Below are 19217 nucleotides of genomic sequence, written 5' to 3'. Positions count from 1 at the left end.
GCCCGGGCCGCTGCCGACGCCTGGGCTCAAGAGCGACCGATGTCGGCGAACTTCGCCTGGGTGTGCTCGGCCAGCACGTCCGCCGCCAACTCCACCTCCAGGCCACGGCGACCGGCACTGACGAAAATACTGACCAACGGCTGGGCACTGTTGTCGATAAAGGTCCGCAGTCGTTTTTTCTGCCCCAGCGGACTGATGCCCCCCAGCAGATAACCGGTGGCACGTTGGGCAGCAGCCGGATCAGCCATCTCAGCCTTCTTCACCCCCGCAGCATGGGCCAGGGCCTTCAGGTCAAGACTTCCGACGACCGGCACCACCGCCACCAGCAATTCGCCCTTTTCACTGCTGGCCAGCAGGGTCTTGAACACTTGCGCCGGATCGAGATTGAGCTTCTCCGCCGCCTCCAGGCCGTAGGACGCTGCCTTGGGGTCATGTTCGTAACTGTGAATGCGATGTTCGGCGCGAACTTTTTTCAGCAGGTCCAGTGCAGGGGTCATGGCAGCTCCAAGGGGGACGAAAAGGCAAAACCGAGCGGCTGAATTTTAGGTCATTCATCAACAAAAGGCTCTATTCCAAGCCTTGATAACGCACCCTGAGATCTGCCAGCACAAGGTTCTCTGTCACTCCCGAGACTGCCACCCAGGATCATTCATCTGATTGATATCTATAAAATGACCAATCGTTCACTTTCGACCTTTGACAGCGGTGTTTCTTGTCTATATTTTTTCGTTTCTGAATATCCTGCGGTAGATCCAAGGTTGCACCCAGTAGCAAGACGAGGCCGGAATGGGGATTCCGTCTTCGTTGGAAGTCGCGCTCCATGCCTTTTGCAGCAGCGCCAGACAACAACAAAAATCGAGGTTCACAATGACAACTGCTCTGCAACAACCGTCGCTATCGGGCCAATGCATGGCCGAGTTCCTGGGTACTGCGCTATTGATCTTCTTCGGCACCGGCTGTGTCGCCGCCCTCAAGGTCGCGGGCGCCAGCTTCGGTCTGTGGGAAATCAGCATCATCTGGGGGATCGGCGTGAGCATGGCGATCTACCTGACTGCCGGGGTTTCCGGCGCGCACCTGAATCCGGCCGTGAGTATCGCTCTGTGGCTGTTCGCCGACTTTGATAAACGCAAACTGCCCTTCTATATCCTGGCCCAGGTCGCCGGCGCCTTCTGCGCGGCGCTGTTGGTTTACACGCTGTACAGCAACCTATTCTTCGATTTCGAACAATCCCACCAAATGATCCGTGGCTCCCAGGCCAGCCTGGAACTGGCCTCGGTGTTCTCCACCTTCCCCAACCCGGCACTGTCCACTGCCCAGGCGTTCCTGGTGGAAGTGGTGATCACAGCGATTCTCATGGGCGTGATCATGTCCCTGACCGATGACAACAACGGCCTGCCTCGCGGCCCGATGGCGCCGCTGCTGATCGGCCTGCTGATTGCCGTGATCGGCAGCGCAATGGGTCCCCTGACCGGCTTCGCCATGAACCCGGCACGGGACTTCGGCCCTAAACTGATGACGTTCATGACTGGCTGGGGTGAAATCTCCTTCACCGGCGGCCGTGACATTCCGTATTTCCTGGTACCGATCTTTGCCCCGATTCTGGGGGCCTGCCTCGGTGCTGCGGCCTATCGCGGGCTGATTGCCCGGCATCTGCCCAGCGCTGTTGCTGCCTCCGAGGCCGAACCGGCCATAGAGGGCAAAGTCAAAGTTTCTTGATTCTCGCGGCGCGTGATCCTGCCCAAATCGATCACGCGCCTGTTCTCACTCCCTTATTTCGTCCAAGGCAATCGACATGACCGACATTCAGAATAAGAACTACATCATTGCCCTTGATCAGGGTACGACCAGCTCCCGGGCGATCATTTTCGACCGCGATGCCAACGTGGTCTGCACTGCCCAGCGTGAATTCGCCCAGCATTACCCTCAGGCCGGCTGGGTCGAACATGACCCGATGGAAATCTTCGCCACCCAGAGCGCGGTGATGGTGGAGGCCCTGGCACAGGCCGGCCTGCATCACGATCAGGTAGCTGCCATTGGCATCACCAACCAGCGTGAAACCACAGTGGTCTGGGACAAGACCACCGGCCGCCCGATCTACAACGCCATCGTCTGGCAGTGCCGCCGCAGTACCGAGATCTGCCAGCAGCTCAAGCGCGACGGCCTGGAAGACTACATCCGCGACACCACCGGCCTGGTCACCGACCCCTACTTCTCCGGCACCAAGCTCAAGTGGATCCTCGACAATGTCGAAGGCAGCCGTGAGCGCGCCCGTAGCGGCGAACTGCTGTTCGGCACCATCGACAGCTGGCTGATCTGGAAATTCACTGGCGGCAAGACCCACGTCACCGACTACACCAACGCCTCGCGCACCATGCTCTTCAACATCCACACTCTGGAGTGGGACGCGAAGATGCTGGAAGTGCTGGACATCCCGCGGGAGATGCTCCCGGAGGTGAAGTCCTCGTCGGAAATCTACGGCCGTACCAAGAGTGGCATCGCCATCGGCGGTATCGCCGGCGACCAGCAAGCCGCGCTGTTTGGCCAGATGTGCGTCGAACCGGGCCAGGCCAAGAACACCTACGGTACGGGTTGCTTCTTGCTGATGAACACCGGCGACAAGGCGGTGAAGTCCCAGCACGGCATGCTCACCACCATCGCCTGTGGCCCCCGCGGCGAAGTGGCCTATGCCCTGGAAGGCGCAGTGTTCAACGGCGGCTCCACTGTGCAGTGGCTGCGTGATGAACTGAAAATCATCAACGACGCCCATGACACCGAATACTTCGCCGGCAAGGTCAAGGACAGCAACGGCGTGTACCTGGTACCCGCCTTTACCGGCCTGGGCGCTCCCTACTGGGACCCCTACGCCCGCGGCGCGCTGTTTGGCCTGACCCGTGGCGTACGCGTGGACCACATCATCCGCGCCGCCCTGGAGTCCATTGCCTATCAGACCCGCGATGTGCTCGACGCCATGCAGCAGGATTCCGGCGAACGCCTGAAAGCCCTGCGGGTTGACGGCGGCGCAGTGGCCAACAACTTCCTCATGCAATTCCAGGCGGACATTCTCGGCACTCAGGTGGAGCGCCCGCAAATGCGCGAAACCACAGCCTTGGGCGCGGCCTACCTGGCGGGCCTGGCCTGCGGTTTCTGGGGCAGCCTGGAAGAGCTGCGAGGCAAAGCAGTGATCGAGCGCGAGTTCGAACCACAGCTGGCGCAAGAGGAAAAAGAAGGCCTGTATGCAGGCTGGAAGAAAGCGGTGAGCCGCACCCGCGACTGGGAACCCCACGACGAGGCCAAATAAGCCAAGCCGTGGATTGGTAACCGCCTGTAACTGGTCGGGAGGGGATTCCTGCGGCATCATGGGCAAATTTTGCACGGCAGCCCAAAGGAAGCCCCATGAATCTGCCTCCCCGTCAGCAACAAATCCTCGATCTGGTCCGCGAACGCGGGTACGTCAGCATCGAGGAATTGGCCCAGCTGTTCGTTGTTACCCCGCAAACCATCCGCCGCGACATCAACCAGCTGGCGGAAGCCAATCTGCTGCGCCGCTATCACGGCGGCGCAGCCTATGATTCCAGCGTCGAAAACACCGCCTACGCCATGCGCGCCGACCAGATGCGCGACGAAAAGCAACGCATCGGTGAAGCCGTTGCCGCGCAGATCCCCGATCACGCCTCGTTGTTCATCAACATCGGCACCACCACCGAGTCCATCGCCCGCGCCCTGCTCAACCACAGCCACCTGAAGATCATCACCAACAACCTGCACGTGGCCTCGATGCTCAGCGCCAAGGACGATTTCGATGTGCTGCTCACTGGCGGCAATGTGCGCCGTGACGGCGGCGTGGTCGGCCAGGCCAGCGTCGACTTCATCAATCAGTTCAAAGTGGATTTCGCCCTGGTGGGCATCAGCGGTATCGACGAAGACGGTAGCCTGCTGGACTTCGACTATCAGGAAGTACGGGTATCCCAGGCGATCATCGCCAACGCCCGACAAGTGATCCTCGCCGCCGACTCCAGCAAGTTCGGGCGCAATGCCATGATCCGCCTGGGGCCCATCAGCCTGATCGACTGCCTGGTCACCGACCAGCAACCGGTACCGGCCCTGACCCAACTGCTCAACCAGCACAAGATCCGCCTCGAAGTGGTCTGACCCCCTCCTCCCCCTCCCGGATCCGGCTGTGTCCGAGCGCCGCCCAGCAAGGGCTGCATCGTTTTCGGAATCGACACGGCCGATCACTCGCACACAGTCAAAGCCCGCAGCAGCGACTACAGTTACCCCTCGTTAATGTTCGTAAACTTTCCTTTCAGGGCATTTCGATCAGTTTTTTCAATCGAAACTTGCTGGATACGCCCTTCTTTATGCGCTAGTATTTTCGAAAATGAACATTAATGTTCGAATTCAAATATCAAAGCAACACGAGGCCTGTCGATGCCCACTTCTACCTTGCCCGCGCGCCCTCTCTCCGAGGTTTACGATATCGCCGTCATCGGCGGTGGGATCAATGGTGTTGGAATTGCCGCGGATGCGGCAGGTCGCGGCTTGTCCGTGTTCCTTTGCGAAAAAGACGATCTGGCCAGCCACACCTCGTCGGCCAGCAGCAAGCTGATCCACGGCGGCCTGCGCTACCTCGAACATTACGAGTTCCGCCTGGTGCGCGAAGCCCTGGCCGAACGTGAAGTGCTGCTGGCCAAGGCCCCGCACATCGTCAAGCCCATGCGCTTTGTCCTGCCGCACCGGCCGCACCTGCGCCCGGCCTGGATGATTCGTGCCGGCCTGTTCCTGTATGACCACCTGGGCAAGCGCGAAAAACTCGCCGGCTCGCGCAGCCTGAAGTTCGGCGCCGACAGCGCCCTGAAGGCCGAGATCACCAAAGGCTTCGAATACTCCGATTGCTGGGTCGACGATGCCCGCCTGGTGGTGCTCAATGCCATGGCCGCTCGGGAGCACGGCGCCCACGTGCATACCCAGACCCGTTGCGTCAGCGCCCGGCGCAGCAAGGGCCTGTGGCAGCTGGAACTGGAGCGTGCCGACGGCAGCCTGTTCTCCATCAGCGCCAAAGCCCTGGTGAACGCAGCCGGCCCCTGGGTCGCCAAGTTCATCAAGGATGACCTGAAACTGGAGTCGCCTTACGGCATCCGCCTGATCCAGGGCAGCCACCTGATCGTGCCCAAGCTGTACGAAGGCGAGCACGCACACATTCTGCAGAACGAAGACCAGCGCATCGTCTTCACCATTCCCTACCTCGATCAGTTCACCCTGATCGGCACCACCGACCGTGAATACACCGGTGATCCGGCCAAGGTAGCGATTACCGAAGCGGAAACCGATTACCTGCTGCAAGTGGTCAATGCGCACTTCAAGAAGCAACTGAGCCGCAGCGACATCCAGCACAGCTACTCCGGGGTTCGCCCACTGTGCAACGACGAATCCGACAACCCTTCGGCGGTGACTCGCGACTACACCCTGGCCCTTTCCGGCACTGGCGAGGAAGCTCCGCTGCTCTCGGTGTTCGGCGGCAAGCTGACCACCTATCGCAAGCTGGCGGAATCGGCCATGGCGCAACTGGCGCCTTACTTCAAGCAGGCCAAGCCCAGCTGGACTGCCACAGCCACCCTGCCCGGCGGCGAGAACATGAGCACGCCACAGGCCCTGGCAGAAGCCATCCGCAAGAAATTCGACTGGGTGCCCAGCCAGATCGCCCAGCGCTGGGCCAGCACCTATGGCAGCCGCACCTGGCGCCTGCTGGAGGGCGTACACAGCCTCAGCGACCTGGGCGAGCACCTGGGTGGCGGCCTCTATACGCGTGAAGTGGATTATCTGTGCGCGGAAGAATGGGCGCTGAAAGCCCAGGACATCCTCTGGCGCCGGAGCAAACTCGGCCTGTTCACCACCGTGGCGCAACAGCAGCAACTGGAAGACTACTTGCAGAAGGTCGAGCACAACCGCGGCAAGATCAAGGCCGCCTGAGCAGCCCAGACAGACAAAGCCCCTGCTGCCTAAGGTTCAGGGGCTTTTTTGTGGGCGACGCATTGAACGTTTCGCCAGCACGCCGACTCCTACGAGTGCCGGATGCACATTCGGTTTTCCGAACGCAGCACCGAAAATGATTCGGATAACCGGATAATCCGCAGCTAAAACCTTCGCAACAAATATTTAATAGCCTTTAAAATCAAGACGTTATCCATGAACAATGGGTCTGGCACGACTCATGCTCTACACTGTGCGACGAATGCCTGTCGTGCCAACACAACAGGAGCCGTCAAGGCATTCGCTGTATAAAAGAGCCGTCGAACTGGCTTCATAAAAAAAACAAATGTCGAGGAAATATTGATGCGCATCGTTCCCCATCTGTTGGGCGCAGCTATCGCTGCCGCTCTGATTAGCACTCCAGTTTTCGCAGCCGAACTCACCGGCACACTGAAGAAAATCAAAGAATCCGGCACCATCACCCTCGGACATCGCGACGCTTCCATTCCGTTTTCCTACATCGCTGACGCTTCCGGCGTGCCAGTGGGCTACTCCCACGACATCCAGCTGAAAATCGTCGAAGCGATCAAGAAAGACCTCGACATGCCTGACCTCAAGGTCAAGTACAACCTGGTGACCTCCCAGACCCGTATCCCACTGGTGCAGAACGGCACCGTCGACGTCGAGTGTGGTTCCACCACCAACAACGTGGAACGTCAGCAACAGGTCGACTTCTCCGTCGGCATCTTCGAAATCGGTACCCGTCTGCTGTCCAAAAAGGACTCGACCTACAAAGATTTCGCTGACCTCAAAGGCAAGAACGTGGTGACCACCGCTGGCACCACTTCCGAGCGCATCCTCAAGGCGATGAACGCCGACAAGCAGATGGGCATGAACGTGATCTCCGCCAAGGACCACGGTGAGTCGTTCCAGATGCTGGAATCGGGCCGCGCCGTGGCCTTCATGATGGACGACGCGCTGTTGGCCGGTGAAATGGCCAAGGCCAAGAAGCCTGCCGACTGGGCCGTGACCGGTACTCCTCAGTCCTACGAAATCTACGGCTGCATGGTGCGCAAGGGCGATGCCCCGTTCAAGAAAGCCGTGGATGACGCCATCGTCGCCACCTACAAGTCGGGCGAAATCAACAAGATCTACGACAAATGGTTCCAATCGCCGATTCCGCCAAAAGGCCTGAACCTGATGTTCCCGATGAGCGACGAGCTCAAGGCCCTGATCGCCAACCCGACCGACAAAGCGGCTGACGACAAGAAGTCCTGATTCCTGACTAACCTTATCTCCTGAAGGGGCGCCGCCCCTTCGGGAGTCTGTCACTACCTGCTGGCATTTTTTGGAAACACTCGAACCGGTGGTTGTCGAGCCGCTCGTGTGTGCCTGGTCGTCATGATCAGGCGGGAACGGACGTCCCCAGGCGGGTGCTTGTACATCGAACGATCTGAGGGGTAACCCTAATGAATTACAACTGGGACTGGGGCGTATTCTTCAAGTCCACCGGTGTGGGCAGCGAGACCTATCTCGACTGGTTCATCAGCGGTTTGGGCTGGACCATCGCCATCGCCGTGGTGGCCTGGATCATCGCGCTGCTGCTGGGGTCGATCCTGGGCGTCATGCGCACCATACCGAACCGTCTGGTGTCGGGCATTGCCACGGTCTACGTGGAGATTTTCCGTAACGTGCCGCTGCTGGTGCAGCTGTTCATCTGGTACTTCCTGGTGCCGGATCTGCTGCCGGCCAACCTCCAGGAGTGGTACAAGCAGGACCTCAACCCGACCACCTCGGCCTACCTGAGCGTTGTCGTGTGCCTGGGCCTGTTCACCGCCGCACGGGTTTGCGAGCAGGTGCGTACCGGCATCCAGGCGCTGCCACGTGGCCAGGAATCCGCCGCTCGCGCCATGGGCTTCTCGCTGCCGCAGATCTACTGGAACGTGCTGCTGCCCCAGGCCTACCGGATCATCATTCCGCCGCTCACCTCGGAATTCCTCAACGTCTTCAAGAACTCCTCCGTGGCGTCGCTGATCGGCTTGATGGAACTGCTGGCCCAGACCAAGCAGACCGCCGAGTTCTCGGCCAACCTGTTCGAAGCCTTCACCCTGGCTACCCTGATCTACTTCACCTTGAACATGAGCCTGATGCTGCTGATGCGCCTGGTCGAGAAAAAAGTATCGGTCCCCGGCCTGATCTCCGTGGGAGGTAAATAATGGAATTCGACTTCTCGGGCATAATCCCGGCCATTCCCGGCCTGTGGAACGGCATGCTGATGACCCTCAAGCTGATGGTCATGGGCGTGGTGGGCGGGATCATCCTCGGCACCTTGCTGGCACTGATGCGCTTGTCCCACAACAAGCTGCTGTCGAACCTGGCCGGTGCCTACGTCAACTACTTCCGCTCGATTCCGCTGCTGCTGGTGATCACCTGGTTCTACCTGGCGGTGCCGTTCGTGCTGCGCTGGATCACCGGCGAAGACACCCCGATCGGTGCGTTCACCTCCTGCATCGTGGCCTTCATGATGTTCGAAGCGGCGTACTTCTGCGAAATCGTCCGTGCCGGCGTGCAGTCCATTCCCAAGGGCCAGATGGGCGCTGCCCAGGCACTGGGCATGAGCTACGGCCAGACCATGCGCCTGATCATCCTGCCTCAGGCGTTCCGCAAGATGACTCCGCTGCTGCTGCAGCAGAGCATCATCCTGTTCCAGGACACCTCCCTGGTGTACACCGTGGGCCTGGTGGACTTCCTCAACGCCTCGCGTTCCAGCGGCGACATCATCGGCCGCTCCAATGAATTCCTGATCGTTGCCGGTCTGGTGTATTTCACAATCAGCTTTGCCGCCTCGCTGCTGGTCAAGCGTCTGCAAAAAAGGTTCGCCGTATGATCTCTATCAAGAACATCAACAAGTGGTATGGGGACTTCCAGGTGCTGACTGATTGCAGCACCGAGGTCAAGAAAGGCGAAGTGGTGGTGGTCTGCGGGCCGTCCGGCTCGGGCAAATCCACCCTGATCAAATGCGTCAACGCCCTGGAACCCTTCCAGAAGGGCGACATCGTGGTCGATGGCACCTCCATCGCCGACCCGAAGACCAACCTGCCGAAACTGCGTTCTCGGGTGGGCATGGTGTTTCAGCATTTCGAGCTGTTCCCGCACCTGACCATCACCGAGAACCTGACCATCGCGCAGATCAAGGTCCTGGGCCGCAGCAAGGAAGAGGCCACCAAGAAAGGCCTGCAACTGCTGGATCGCGTCGGCCTCTCCGCCCATGCCCACAAGCACCCGGGCCAGTTGTCCGGCGGCCAGCAACAGCGTGTGGCCATCGCCCGCGCCCTGGCCATGGACCCGATCGTCATGCTGTTTGACGAACCTACGTCGGCCCTGGACCCGGAAATGGTCAACGAGGTGCTGGACGTGATGGTGCAACTGGCTCAGGAAGGCATGACCATGATGTGCGTGACCCACGAAATGGGCTTTGCCCGCAAAGTGGCGAACCGGGTGATCTTCATGGACAAGGGCCAGATCATCGAAGACTGCCAGAAAGAGGAATTCTTCGGTGACATCAGCGCCCGCTCCGAACGTGCCCAGCACTTCCTCGAGAAGATCCTGCAGCACTAAACCTGTGCTTCTGTAGGAGCCGGCTGGCCGGCGAAGGGGACGCACCGGGCTCCCCTATCGCCAGGTTCGCCCGTTTTGCCGGCCGGCCGGCTCCTATGGACACCGCACAGTGGTTGACCCAAGGCATCTGTGATGAAATGCGACCCCACTCTCTATCGCGCCGCGCCGCCATCACTCGCCGTGAAACCCCGCCTGATCCGTCACCTGTTCCTGCCGCCCCTGGTCATCCTGCTGATGATCGGCCTGGGCTACGTCGGCTTCTGGATCAGCGAACACAATGGCATTCGCAGCCTCAGTGAAAATGGCGAACGCCAGCTGGAACTGCACGCCCGCGCCGTAGAAAGCGAGATCAGCAAATACACCTATCTGCCCAGCCTCCTGGAACTGGAGTCCAGTGTCTCCAGGCTGCTGGCCGATCCCTCGCCGGAGCACCGGCAAACCGTCAACCAATACCTCGAAGGCCTGAATCGGCGCAGCCGCAGCCGGGCCATCTATGTCATGGACACCACCGGCCGGGTGCTGGCCACCAGCAACTGGCGCGATGTCGACAGCTACCTGGGTGAAGACCTGTCCTTCCGCGCCTACTACCAGAACGCCGTACGTGGCCAGCCCGGACGTTTCTACGGCATCGGCAGCACCAGCGGCGAGCCCGGCTACTACCTGGCCCACGGCCTGGAAGAACACGGCAAGATCATTGGCGTGGCGGTAGTCAAAGTGCGCCTGGAGGCCCTGGAGGAACGGTGGCAAAGGGCCCGCCTGGAAGCCTTCGTCAGTGACGAGAACGGCATCATCATTCTCTCCAGCGACCCGGCGCGCCGGCTCAAGTCGGTCCGCCCGCTCAGCGACGACACCAAGGAACGCCTGGCCCGCAGCCTGCAGTACTACTGGTTCCCCCTCAACGAACTGGAACCCCTGGCCCGGGAACGCCTGGCCGAAGGCGTGGAGAAGCTGACCTTTCCCGCCAATACCGAACTGGTATCCGACGACAAGGCCATCAGCTACCTGTCCCAGACCCGGCCACTGAGCGACACCCCGTGGAACTTCACCCTGCTCACCCCGTTGCAGGACCTGCGCCGGGAAGCCATCAACCAGGGCATCCTGGTGGCCGTGGCCTTTGCCCTGGTGGCCTTCCTGCTGATCGCCTGGAATGAACGGCGCAAGGTCATCGCCACCCGCCTGGCCGCCCGAGAAGCCCTGCAGGAAGCCAACAGCCAGCTGGAGCGGCGGATCACCGAACGCACCGCCGACCTGCGGGCCAGCAACGAGCGCCTCAAGGGGCAGATCCGCGAACGCCGCCAGGCCGAAGAGACCCTGCGCCGGGCCCAGGACGAACTGGTCCAGGCCGGCAAGCTGGCGGCCATCGGCCAGATGTCCACCAGCATCGCCCACGAGCTGAACCAGCCGCTGGCGGCGTTGCGCACCTTGTCCGGCAACACCGTGCGTTTTCTTGAGCGCGGCGCCCTGGACACCGCCAGCGCCAACCTCAAGACCATCAATGAACTGATCGACCGCATGGGCCGCATCACCGCCAGCCTGCGCTCCTTCGCCCGCCGCGGCGACGATCAGGGCCAGGCCAGCCTGGACAAGGCAGTGGACGCCGCCCTGCAGATTCTCAACGCCCGCATCGAACCCCTGCCCCTGCAACTGCACCGCGACTTCAGCGAACAGACCCTGCAGATCGACCAGACCCGCCTGGAGCAGATCCTGGTCAACCTGATCGGCAATGCCCTGGACGCCATGCAGGCGCAGCCGGCGCCGGAACTTTGGCTGGAAGGCGAACCCGGCGACGGCAAGTATCGCCTGCGGGTCCGCGACAACGGCCATGGCATCGATCTTGAGGCGCGCAAGCACCTGTTCGAACCCTTCTTCACCACCAAACCCGGCGAACAGGGCCTGGGGCTGGGCCTGACCCTGTCCGCCAGCCTCGCCGCCGCCACCGGCGGCAGCCTGGGTGTGGAACATCCGGCAAGCGGCGGCACCGCCTTTGTCCTCAGCTTGCCCCTGGCAAGCACCAATCAAGCCGAGCCGATATGAACAACGAGCTGACCGTGCTGATCGTCGAAGACGACCCCCATGTCCTGCTGGGTTGCCAACAGGCCCTGGCCCTGGAAGACATTCCCTGCATCGGCGTGGGCAGCGCCGAAGAAGCCCTGGCCCAGGTCGGGGAGAACTTTCCCGGCATCGTGGTCAGTGATATCCGCCTGCCGGGCATCGATGGCCTGGAACTGCTGACCCAACTCAAGGCCCGGGATCGCAGCCTGCCGGTGGTGCTGATCACCGGTCACGGGGATATTTCCATGGCCGTGGGGGCAATGCAGAAAGGCGCCTACGACTTCATGGAGAAACCCTTTTCTCCCGAGCGTCTGGTGGACGTGGCCCGCCGCGCCCTGGAACAACGGGGACTGGCCCGGGAAGTGACCGCCCTGCGCCGCCAGTTGGCCGAACGCAGTTCCCTGGAGGGACGGATCATCGGCCGCTCGCCGGCCATGCAGAACCTGCGGGAGCTGATCGCCAACGTCGCCGACACTTCGGCCAACGTGCTGATCGAGGGCGAAACCGGTACCGGCAAGGAACTGGTCGCCCGTTGCCTGCACGACTTCAGCCGCCGCCACCAACAACAGTTCGTCGCCCTGAACTGCGGCGGCCTGCCGGAAAACCTCTTCGAAAGTGAAATCTTCGGCCATGAGGCCAACGCCTTCACCGGCGCCGGCAAGCGCCGTATCGGCAAGATCGAGCACGCCCACCAAGGCACGCTGTTCCTTGATGAAGTGGAAAGCATGCCGATCAATCTGCAGATCAAGCTGCTGCGGGTATTGCAGGAGCGGACCCTGGAGCGCCTCGGTTCGAACCAGAGCGTGGCCGTGGATTGCCGGGTGATCGCGGCCACCAAGTCGGACCTGGACGAACTGAGCCGGGCCAAGGCATTTCGCAGCGACCTGTATTACCGCCTCAACGTGGTGACCCTGGAACTACCGCCCCTGCGCGAACGCCGCGAGGACATCCTGCAACTGTTCGAACACTTCCTGCAGCAGTCGTCCCTGCGTTTCGACCGCACCGTGCCAGAGCTGGACAACCAGACTCTGTCGACCCTCATGAGCCACGACTGGCCGGGCAACGTGCGCGAGTTGCGCAACGTCGCCGAGCGCTTTGCCCTCGGTCTGCCGGCGTTCAAGAAGTCCGGCAGCAGCAACGCCCAGGGCCTGGGTTTCGCCGAAGCGGTGGAAGCCTTTGAACGCAACCTGCTGAACGATGCCTTGCAGCGCAGCGGTGGCAACCTGACCCAGGCCAGCCAGGAACTGGGCATGGCCAAGACCACCCTGTTCGACAAGGTCAAGAAGTACGGCCTGAACCACTGACCCAAGCGCGAGGACTCATGGATCTATTGTTGAAGGCCGCCCTGGGCGCGGCGGTGGTGGTGATTCTGGCGGCCCTGGCCAAAACCCGGAACTACTACATCGCCGGCCTGGTGCCGCTGTTCCCGACCTTTGCCCTGATTGCCCACTACATCGTCGGCAAGGGCCGTTCTCTGGATGACCTGAAGACCACCATCCTGTTCGGCATGTGGTCGATCATTCCCTACTTCGTCTACCTGGCGACGCTCTATGTAATGGTCGATCGCCTGCGCCTGGAAGCCTCCCTGGCGGTGGCCGCCGTGGCCTGGTTGATTGCTGCCACCCTGCTGGTCAGCGTCTGGGTCCGCCTCCACGCCTGAGCCCTAGCATTCCCGTAGGAACGAGCTGGCTCGCGAAGCCTGCGCCGCGGTCTCTCGCCGGCAACCTGGCCACGACCCTGGCCCGACCCTTGCATTTACCCTGTAAAGCCCGCCCAGCCTGCGTTTTCGCTTGATCACGCAGTTTTCTGGAGGGCGCTGCCATGGGTAAAGAACACCTTGAACATCTTAGATCTCGACCACAGCCTGACCGCCCAGGAGCCCATAGTCCGGCGCCTGAAAAGCGGCCAGGCGCGACGCCTGGACCTGCTGGACCTGGGCCCCAAGCTGCGACTCTGGTCCACCGAACGCACCTACCGTCATTTCCGCGAACGCCTGGGCCAACGCCCCCGGCACAGCGGCCCGCAACCGGAAATCTTCTTTGTCGGCTCCGGCGACTATCACCACCTGACCCCGGCCTTTCTCTACGATCTGCCCGAACCGATCAGCCTGATCCACTTCGACAATCACCCGGATTGGGTGCGCTTCGCCCCCCGCCGGCACTGCGGCTCCTGGGTCAACCGGGCGCTGCAGCTGCCCAATATCCAGCGCATTGTCACCCTGGGCCCCTGCAGTGAAGACCTGCACAACCCGCAACTGCGAGGCGGCAACCTCGGCGCCCTGAAGCACGGCAAACTGCAGCTGTTTCCCTGGCAGCACGCGCCGTCCAAGGTCTGGGGCCGGGTCGGCGATGGCGCCGGGCACCAGCAACAGGAAAACCACCTGCACTGGCGCAATCTGGCGGACCAGGACTGGGCCGCCTTCCTCGCGCAAATGATCGACAGCCTGCCCACCGCAGCGGTGTGGATCACCATCGACAAGGACGTGCTGGCCAGCGAAGACGCCGCCACCAACTGGGACCAGGGCGGCATGCGCCTGACTCACTTGCTGCAAGCGATACGCGAGCTGGCGGCGCGCAAGCGGGTGCTGGGCATCGATGTCTGCGGCGAGTTCGCCAAACCCGCCTTCAGCAATGCCTTCAAACGCTGGGAAGCCAAGTCGGACCAACCTCCGGCCGAGCGCTGGAGCCAGGACGACCTGCTGCGCAACTCAGTGACCAATGAAGCCCTGATCTCGCTGTTCGAGGAGCTGTTCCCGTGACCTTGACCGTTGTTCTGCTAGTCGCTTTTTCCATTGTGCTGGACGTCATCGGCCAGCTCTGTTTCAAGCTCGGCCTGGACCGCCTGCCGGAGCTGGAAGGCGGCTTTCGCCTGAATGCCTTCTGGGGCCAGGTGTTCAACGCGCCCCTGCTCTGGTGCGGTATCGGGGCCTATGTGATCGAGTTTTTCGTCTGGCTCGAAGCCCTGTCCCGGGCCCCTCTGAGCCTGCTGTTTCCGGCTGCGGCCCTGGCCTATTGCGGCGTGGTGCTGGCGGGCAAGGTGGTGCTGGGCGAGACCGTCAGCCGTCGGCGCTGGATGGGCACGCTGGTGATCACCGCCGGGGTGATGCTGGTGTGCGTGGCCAGTACCTGAGCCTTATTCAACGAATAGAAGGAAACCTTTCATGAGTTCGAACACCTCCCACGGCTGGCTGCACGAGCGTCTGGGCACCATCGTGCTCTGGGCCCTGCTGATCGGCTTCGAGAGCGCCGGCCAGATCGCTACCAAAGTTGGCGGCGACCAATTGGGGCAGATGGATTTCAACCTGCAATGGCTGGCGGCGGTAGCCGTCAATCCGGGCGTGTTGCTGGCAATTGCCTGCTATATCGGCGCGTTTTTCGTGTGGATGCTGATCTTGCGTCGCAGCAGCCTGTCCCTGGCCTTCCCCTTGAGCTCCCTGGTCTTTGTCGTGGTGCTGCTGGGCTCCTGGCTGGGCCTGGGCGAACAGATCAGCCTGCTGCACTGGGTCGGGGTCTTGGTGATCATCGGCGGGATTGCCCTCTTGGCCGAGGGCGAGGAGGCCTGAGGGCCCTCTGCCGAATGCCCCAGGGAGGTGAGGGCTGCGCAGGCCAGGGGCGACCTGCGGCAACGCGCCTCAGAACTTGTAGCTGACGGCGGTCTGCACCTGGCCCTGGTTGACTTCGCCCCGCTGACGAACAATGGAGCTGTCCGCTGCGGAGTTGACCAGACGGATCCAGCTGGCGCTGGCCACCAGCGACCAGTTGTTGCCCAGCGGCACCTGGATGTTCTGGCTCAGGCTGAAGTTCTGCAGGCCACCGCCGGCACTGTAGCGATCAATGCCCGAAGCCAGGGCTTCCTTGGCGTTGACGCCAAAGAAGGTCTGGCTCTGGCGGGCGTCGGCAAAGTGCAGGGTCAGGTTATTGCTGCCGATGATGCCCATGCCCAAGGGATAGCCGATCTCCCCTCCGACCTTGCCCAGCATGCCGCCCTGGCCACCGGCACCGCCGACGGCCTGGCCCACGGCGGCGAACACCCGCCAGAAGTCGTCCGGGGCGTATTGCACGAAAGCCCCGACATCGGCCATGTCGCGCACATCCCGCAAGCCGCGCAGCTCACCATCGGCGTTACGTCCCTGCAGGTAGTTGAGATAGGGGCCGGCGCTGAAACCATTGCCCTTGAATGCATCCCAGGTCAGGCCGTCGTCGGTACTGAGGCTGACATCGCCCCAGTCCAGATCCAGGTACGGCAGCGGCACAGTCTCATAGCGGCTGCCCGTGGGGTCATGGGGTTGGTAGCCGACACCCAGACCGAGTTCGCCCGTGATGTCGGAATCGGCAAAGGCACTACAGGCAACGGTCAGCGACAGCAGACCGGCGAGCAAAGCTGGGGAAGAAAGCCGAGGCATGAATGAGTTTCCTTGTCTGAACATGCGCGCATCAATCATCAGAGCGCCCCTGGAACGCAAGCACTGATGTTGTTTGTAGCGACCTACAAAATTTGTAGCAAGAACGCTACAAATCTCCCGCCGCCCTCGCCAGAGGCCCAGCCCTGCTGGGTTTTCGCAACTTGGCACAGTCCCTGCTCTACCCCTGTCGCAAGCGCAAACAGCGCTCTTATTCAACAGGTAACAGCAGATGATGCACTGGCATATCGTATGTGACTTCGACGGGACCATCTCCCGCGCCGACGTGATCGATAACGTTCTCCAACGCTTCGCCGACCCGAGCTGGGAAGGCATAGAACAGGAATGGCTGGACGGTCACATCGGCTCCCGAGAATGCCTCAGTCGCCAACTGGCCCTGGTCAAGGCTTCGCCCGCCGAACTGCTGGGCTACTTCGACAGTGTCGAAATCGACCCGGACTTCCCCGACTTCGTCGATCACGTGATCGGCCTGGGCGCCTCCATTGAAGTGGTCAGTGACGGCATCGAGCAAGGCATCGCCCGCATCCTGGCACGCAACTACGTGACCCTGCTGCCGATCCTCGCCAACCGCCTGCGCCAGGTCGACCACAACAGCTGGCGCATCGACTTTCCCTACGCCAGCGACGCCTGTCGCGCCGCCTCCGGCAACTGCAAGTGCAAATCCACGCCACGGGGCAAACGCGTGCTGGTGATCGGTGATGGCCAGTCGGACATGTGCGTGGCAACCACCGCCGACTTCGTCTTCGCCAAGGATCGCCTGGCCGACTACTGCGAACGCAACAAGATTCCTCACGCTCGGTTCGACTCCTTCGCCGAACTGCCGGCGCTGTTGGCAAAACTGCCGAACAACGCGGCCAACGCGACCCATTTCTCCCTTGAAACCCAGGAACTCTTCCACCATGTCTGATATCCGCATCGCGACCGCCGAAGACCAGATCCTTCTGGAAAAAGAAGCCAAGTACTGCTCCTACGGCGATACCGTTCACTACATCGAACCCCCGCGCATCTTCAGCCGCTGCGAAGGTTCCTACGTCTGGGACACCAGCGACCAGGCCTACCTCGACCTGCAGATGTGGTACTCGGCGGTGAACTTCGGCTACGCCAACCCGCGCCTGAACAATGCCCTCAAGCAACAGATCGACACCCTGCCGCAGATTGCCAGCCAGTACCTGCACAAAGGCAAGATCGAGCTGTCGGAAATGATTGCCGTGGACGCCAAGAAGAAGTTCGGCCTCGACGGTCGCGTGCACTTCAACGTCGGCGGTTCGCAGTCGGTCGAGGACTCGCTGAAAGTGGTGCGTAACGCCACCAACGGCAAGAGCCTGATGTTCGCCTTCGAAGGCGGCTACCACGGTCGTACCCTGGGCGCCTCGTCGATCACCTCCAGCTACCGCTACCGTCGCCGCTACGGCCACTTCGGCGAGCGCGCGCAGTTCATCCCGTTCCCGTACCACTTCCGCGGCCCTAAAGGCATGACCAAGGAAGAGTACGGCAGCCACTGCGTGCAGCAGTTCGCCCGCCTGTTCGAGACCGAATACAACGGCGTGTGGGACCCGAAAGTCGGCCAGAGCGAATACGCCGCCTTCTACGTCGAGCCGATCCAGGGCACCGGCGGCTACGTGATCCCGCCGATGAACTTCTACAGCGAGCTCAAGCAGGTGCTGGACCAGCACGGCATCCTGATGGTGGTGGACGAAATCCAGATGGGCTTCTATCGCACCGGCAAGCTGTGGTCCATCGAACACTTCGACGTCCAACCCGACGTGATCGTGTTCGGCAAGGCGCTGACCAACGGCCTCAACCCGCTGGGCGGCATCTGGGCCCGTGAAGAGCTGATCAACCCGGGCGTATTCCCGCCAGGCTCGACTCACTCCACCTTCGCCTCCAACCCGCTGGGCACCGCCGTGGGCCTGGAAATGTTCAAGATGACCAGCGAGATCGACTACGGCGCGATGGTCATGGAAAAGGGCAAGTACTTCCTGGCCGGCCTGCAAGACCTGCAGAAGCGCTACCCGATCATCGGCGATGTCGACGGCCTGGGCCTGGCGCTGCGCTGCGAAATCTGCACCACCGACGGTTTCACCCCGGACAAGGCGACCCTGGACTTCATGGTCGAGGAAGGCATGAAGGGCGACATCGAGATCGACGGCCAGCGCCTGGGCCTGATCCTCGACGTGGGCGGCTACTACAAGAACGTCATCACCCTGGCCCCGTCGCTGGAAATCAGCTACGCGGAAATCGACCTGGGCATCGCACTGCTGGACCGCCTGCTGGATCGGGCCATGAAGCGATGAGCGCCGCTGAGATCGATCTGGGCGAAGGCGACGCCGGCTTCGTTCTCGGCACGGGTCCGGTCGGGGTCTTGTTGATCCACGGCCTGACCGGCACCCCGACGGAACTCCGTCGGGTGGCCCAGGGCCTGGCCAAGGACGGAACGTGCACAGTGTACGTTCCGACCCTGCCCGGGCACTGCGGGGACAACAGCGACCTGCAGGCCACCGGCTGGCAGGACTGGTACGAGGGCGTGCGCAAGACCTTTGTCGGCGTGCAACAGCGTCACGAGCAAGTGTTCGTCGGCGGTCTGTCCATGGGCGCCGTGATGTCCATGTACCTGGCGTCCGAGCATCCGGGGCAGATCAGCGGCCTGCTGATGTATTCCACCACCCTCAAGTACGACGGTTGGAGCATCAACAAGCTGGCGTTCCTCACCCCGTTGCTGATGAAGATTCCCTTCGGCGTGCACATCTGCCGCTTCGAGGAAAAGCCGCCGTACGGCATCAAGAACGAACGCCTGCGGGCCATTGTCGAGAAACAGATGAAAGCCGGCCAGAGCAGCGATGCGGGCCTCTTGACCATGGAGGGCGTGACGGTGCGCGAGTTGCACCGGATGAACGCCGTGGTCAAGAAACGCATGCCTTCGATCATGACCCCGGCCCTGGTACTGCACTCCAGCGAGGACGACATCACCAGTCCGTGGAATGCCGACTACGTGGAGCGCAAACTCGGCGGCCCGGTGACCAAGATCCTCCTGGACAACTGCTATCACATGATCACCGTGGACCTGCAATACCAGCGGGTGATCGAGTTGAGCGTGGACTTCATCGAGCAGCGAGTGGTTGCACCTGCGGTGCGCGAAGACTACCGCCAGCTGGCATGACTT

Annotated in this window: 19 protein-coding genes; 17 read left to right on the top strand and 2 right to left on the bottom strand. The window is 61.7% G+C overall.

Annotation, left to right across the window (positions count from 1 at the left end):
- Positions 1-26: 26 nt before the first annotated feature.
- Positions 27-497 (bottom strand): Cys-tRNA(Pro) deacylase, encoded by a 471-nt coding sequence (gene ybaK, locus Q8O96_RS07285; RefSeq protein ID WP_305948607.1) that lies wholly within the window; start codon positions 495-497, stop codon positions 27-29.
- Between the two features lie 370 nt (positions 498-867).
- On the opposite strand from ybaK, the gene Q8O96_RS07280 reads away from it, so the two are divergent.
- The 14 genes from Q8O96_RS07280 (at position 868) to Q8O96_RS07215 (ending at position 15199) form a co-directional block, all read left to right on the top strand.
- Positions 868-1716, top strand: a complete 849-nt coding sequence (locus Q8O96_RS07280; protein WP_102860475.1) for an MIP/aquaporin family protein — start codon at positions 868-870, stop codon at positions 1714-1716.
- Positions 1717-1792: 76 nt separating this feature from the next.
- On the top strand, positions 1793-3298 hold the full coding sequence (gene glpK, locus Q8O96_RS07275) for a glycerol kinase GlpK (protein ID WP_102860474.1): 1506 nt from the start codon (positions 1793-1795) through the stop codon (positions 3296-3298).
- Between the two features lie 95 nt (positions 3299-3393).
- Positions 3394-4149: a DeoR/GlpR family transcriptional regulator gene (locus Q8O96_RS07270; RefSeq protein ID WP_011063123.1), complete on the top strand. Its 756-nt coding sequence runs from the start codon at positions 3394-3396 to the stop codon at positions 4147-4149.
- A 279-nt stretch (positions 4150-4428) separates the two neighbouring features.
- Positions 4429-5967 carry a glycerol-3-phosphate dehydrogenase gene (gene glpD / locus Q8O96_RS07265; protein WP_110594910.1) on the top strand — a complete coding sequence of 513 codons (1539 nt, stop codon included), beginning with the start codon at positions 4429-4431 and terminating at the stop codon, positions 5965-5967.
- A gap of 363 nt (positions 5968-6330) precedes the next feature.
- Positions 6331-7245: a glutamate/aspartate ABC transporter substrate-binding protein gene (locus Q8O96_RS07260; protein WP_102860472.1), complete on the top strand. Its 915-nt coding sequence runs from the start codon at positions 6331-6333 to the stop codon at positions 7243-7245.
- 191 nt (positions 7246-7436) lie between these two features.
- Positions 7437-8183, top strand: coding sequence for an amino acid ABC transporter permease (locus Q8O96_RS07255; protein ID WP_102860471.1), 747 nt, complete (start codon positions 7437-7439; stop codon positions 8181-8183).
- Positions 8183-8854, top strand: a complete 672-nt coding sequence (locus Q8O96_RS07250) for an amino acid ABC transporter permease (RefSeq protein ID WP_025129635.1) — start codon at positions 8183-8185, stop codon at positions 8852-8854. Before Q8O96_RS07255 ends, Q8O96_RS07250 begins: the two co-directional genes overlap by 1 nt.
- A complete protein-coding gene (locus tag Q8O96_RS07245; RefSeq protein ID WP_102860470.1) occupies positions 8851-9585 on the top strand; it encodes an amino acid ABC transporter ATP-binding protein in 735 nt (244 codons plus the stop codon). Before Q8O96_RS07250 ends, Q8O96_RS07245 begins: the two co-directional genes overlap by 4 nt.
- Positions 9586-9717: 132 nt before the next feature.
- Positions 9718-11619, top strand: a complete 1902-nt coding sequence (locus Q8O96_RS07240) for a sensor histidine kinase (protein WP_305948606.1) — start codon at positions 9718-9720, stop codon at positions 11617-11619.
- Positions 11616-12941, top strand: a complete 1326-nt coding sequence (locus Q8O96_RS07235; RefSeq protein WP_115580792.1) for a sigma-54 dependent transcriptional regulator — start codon at positions 11616-11618, stop codon at positions 12939-12941. The genes Q8O96_RS07240 and Q8O96_RS07235 overlap by 4 nt, the downstream gene beginning before the upstream one ends.
- Positions 12942-12967: 26 nt before the next feature.
- Positions 12968-13297 (top strand): GlpM family protein, encoded by a 330-nt coding sequence (locus Q8O96_RS07230; RefSeq protein WP_180988516.1) that lies wholly within the window; start codon positions 12968-12970, stop codon positions 13295-13297.
- 177 nt (positions 13298-13474) lie between these two features.
- Entirely contained in the window at positions 13475-14395 is a 921-nt protein-coding gene (locus Q8O96_RS07225; RefSeq protein ID WP_102880757.1) for an arginase, read from the top strand.
- A complete protein-coding gene (locus tag Q8O96_RS07220) occupies positions 14392-14766 on the top strand; it encodes a transporter (RefSeq protein ID WP_115580793.1) in 375 nt (124 codons plus the stop codon). The genes Q8O96_RS07225 and Q8O96_RS07220 overlap by 4 nt, the downstream gene beginning before the upstream one ends.
- Before the next feature lie 31 nt (positions 14767-14797).
- Positions 14798-15199, top strand: a complete 402-nt coding sequence (locus Q8O96_RS07215) for an EamA family transporter (protein WP_025129629.1) — start codon at positions 14798-14800, stop codon at positions 15197-15199.
- 69 nt (positions 15200-15268) lie between these two features.
- Here Q8O96_RS07215 and Q8O96_RS07210 read toward each other — a convergent pair whose 3' ends face one another.
- A complete protein-coding gene (locus Q8O96_RS07210; protein ID WP_240322041.1) occupies positions 15269-16039 on the bottom strand; it encodes a MipA/OmpV family protein in 771 nt (256 codons plus the stop codon).
- A gap of 229 nt (positions 16040-16268) precedes the next feature.
- Here Q8O96_RS07210 and Q8O96_RS07205 point away from each other — a divergent pair, with 229 nt between their 5' ends.
- The 3 genes from Q8O96_RS07205 to Q8O96_RS07195 are packed head-to-tail and all read left to right on the top strand — an operon-like array spanning position 16269 to position 19214.
- Complete coding sequence (locus tag Q8O96_RS07205) at positions 16269-16964, top strand: HAD-IB family phosphatase (RefSeq protein ID WP_102860463.1); 696 nt, start codon at positions 16269-16271, stop codon at positions 16962-16964.
- Complete coding sequence (locus tag Q8O96_RS07200; RefSeq protein WP_102860462.1) at positions 16957-18351, top strand: aspartate aminotransferase family protein; 1395 nt, start codon at positions 16957-16959, stop codon at positions 18349-18351. The genes Q8O96_RS07205 and Q8O96_RS07200 overlap by 8 nt, the downstream gene beginning before the upstream one ends.
- On the top strand, positions 18348-19214 hold the full coding sequence (locus Q8O96_RS07195) for a carboxylesterase (RefSeq protein WP_102860461.1): 867 nt from the start codon (positions 18348-18350) through the stop codon (positions 19212-19214). Before Q8O96_RS07200 ends, Q8O96_RS07195 begins: the two co-directional genes overlap by 4 nt.
- Positions 19215-19217 lie beyond the last annotated feature (3 nt).

It is taken from the genome of Pseudomonas sp. LPH60 (assembly GCF_030718165.1).
GTDB lineage: Bacteria > Pseudomonadota > Gammaproteobacteria > Pseudomonadales > Pseudomonadaceae > Aquipseudomonas > Aquipseudomonas danubii.
The sequence above is the reverse complement of the archived record's forward strand: the minus strand, read 5'-3'. Positions and strand labels throughout refer to the sequence as shown.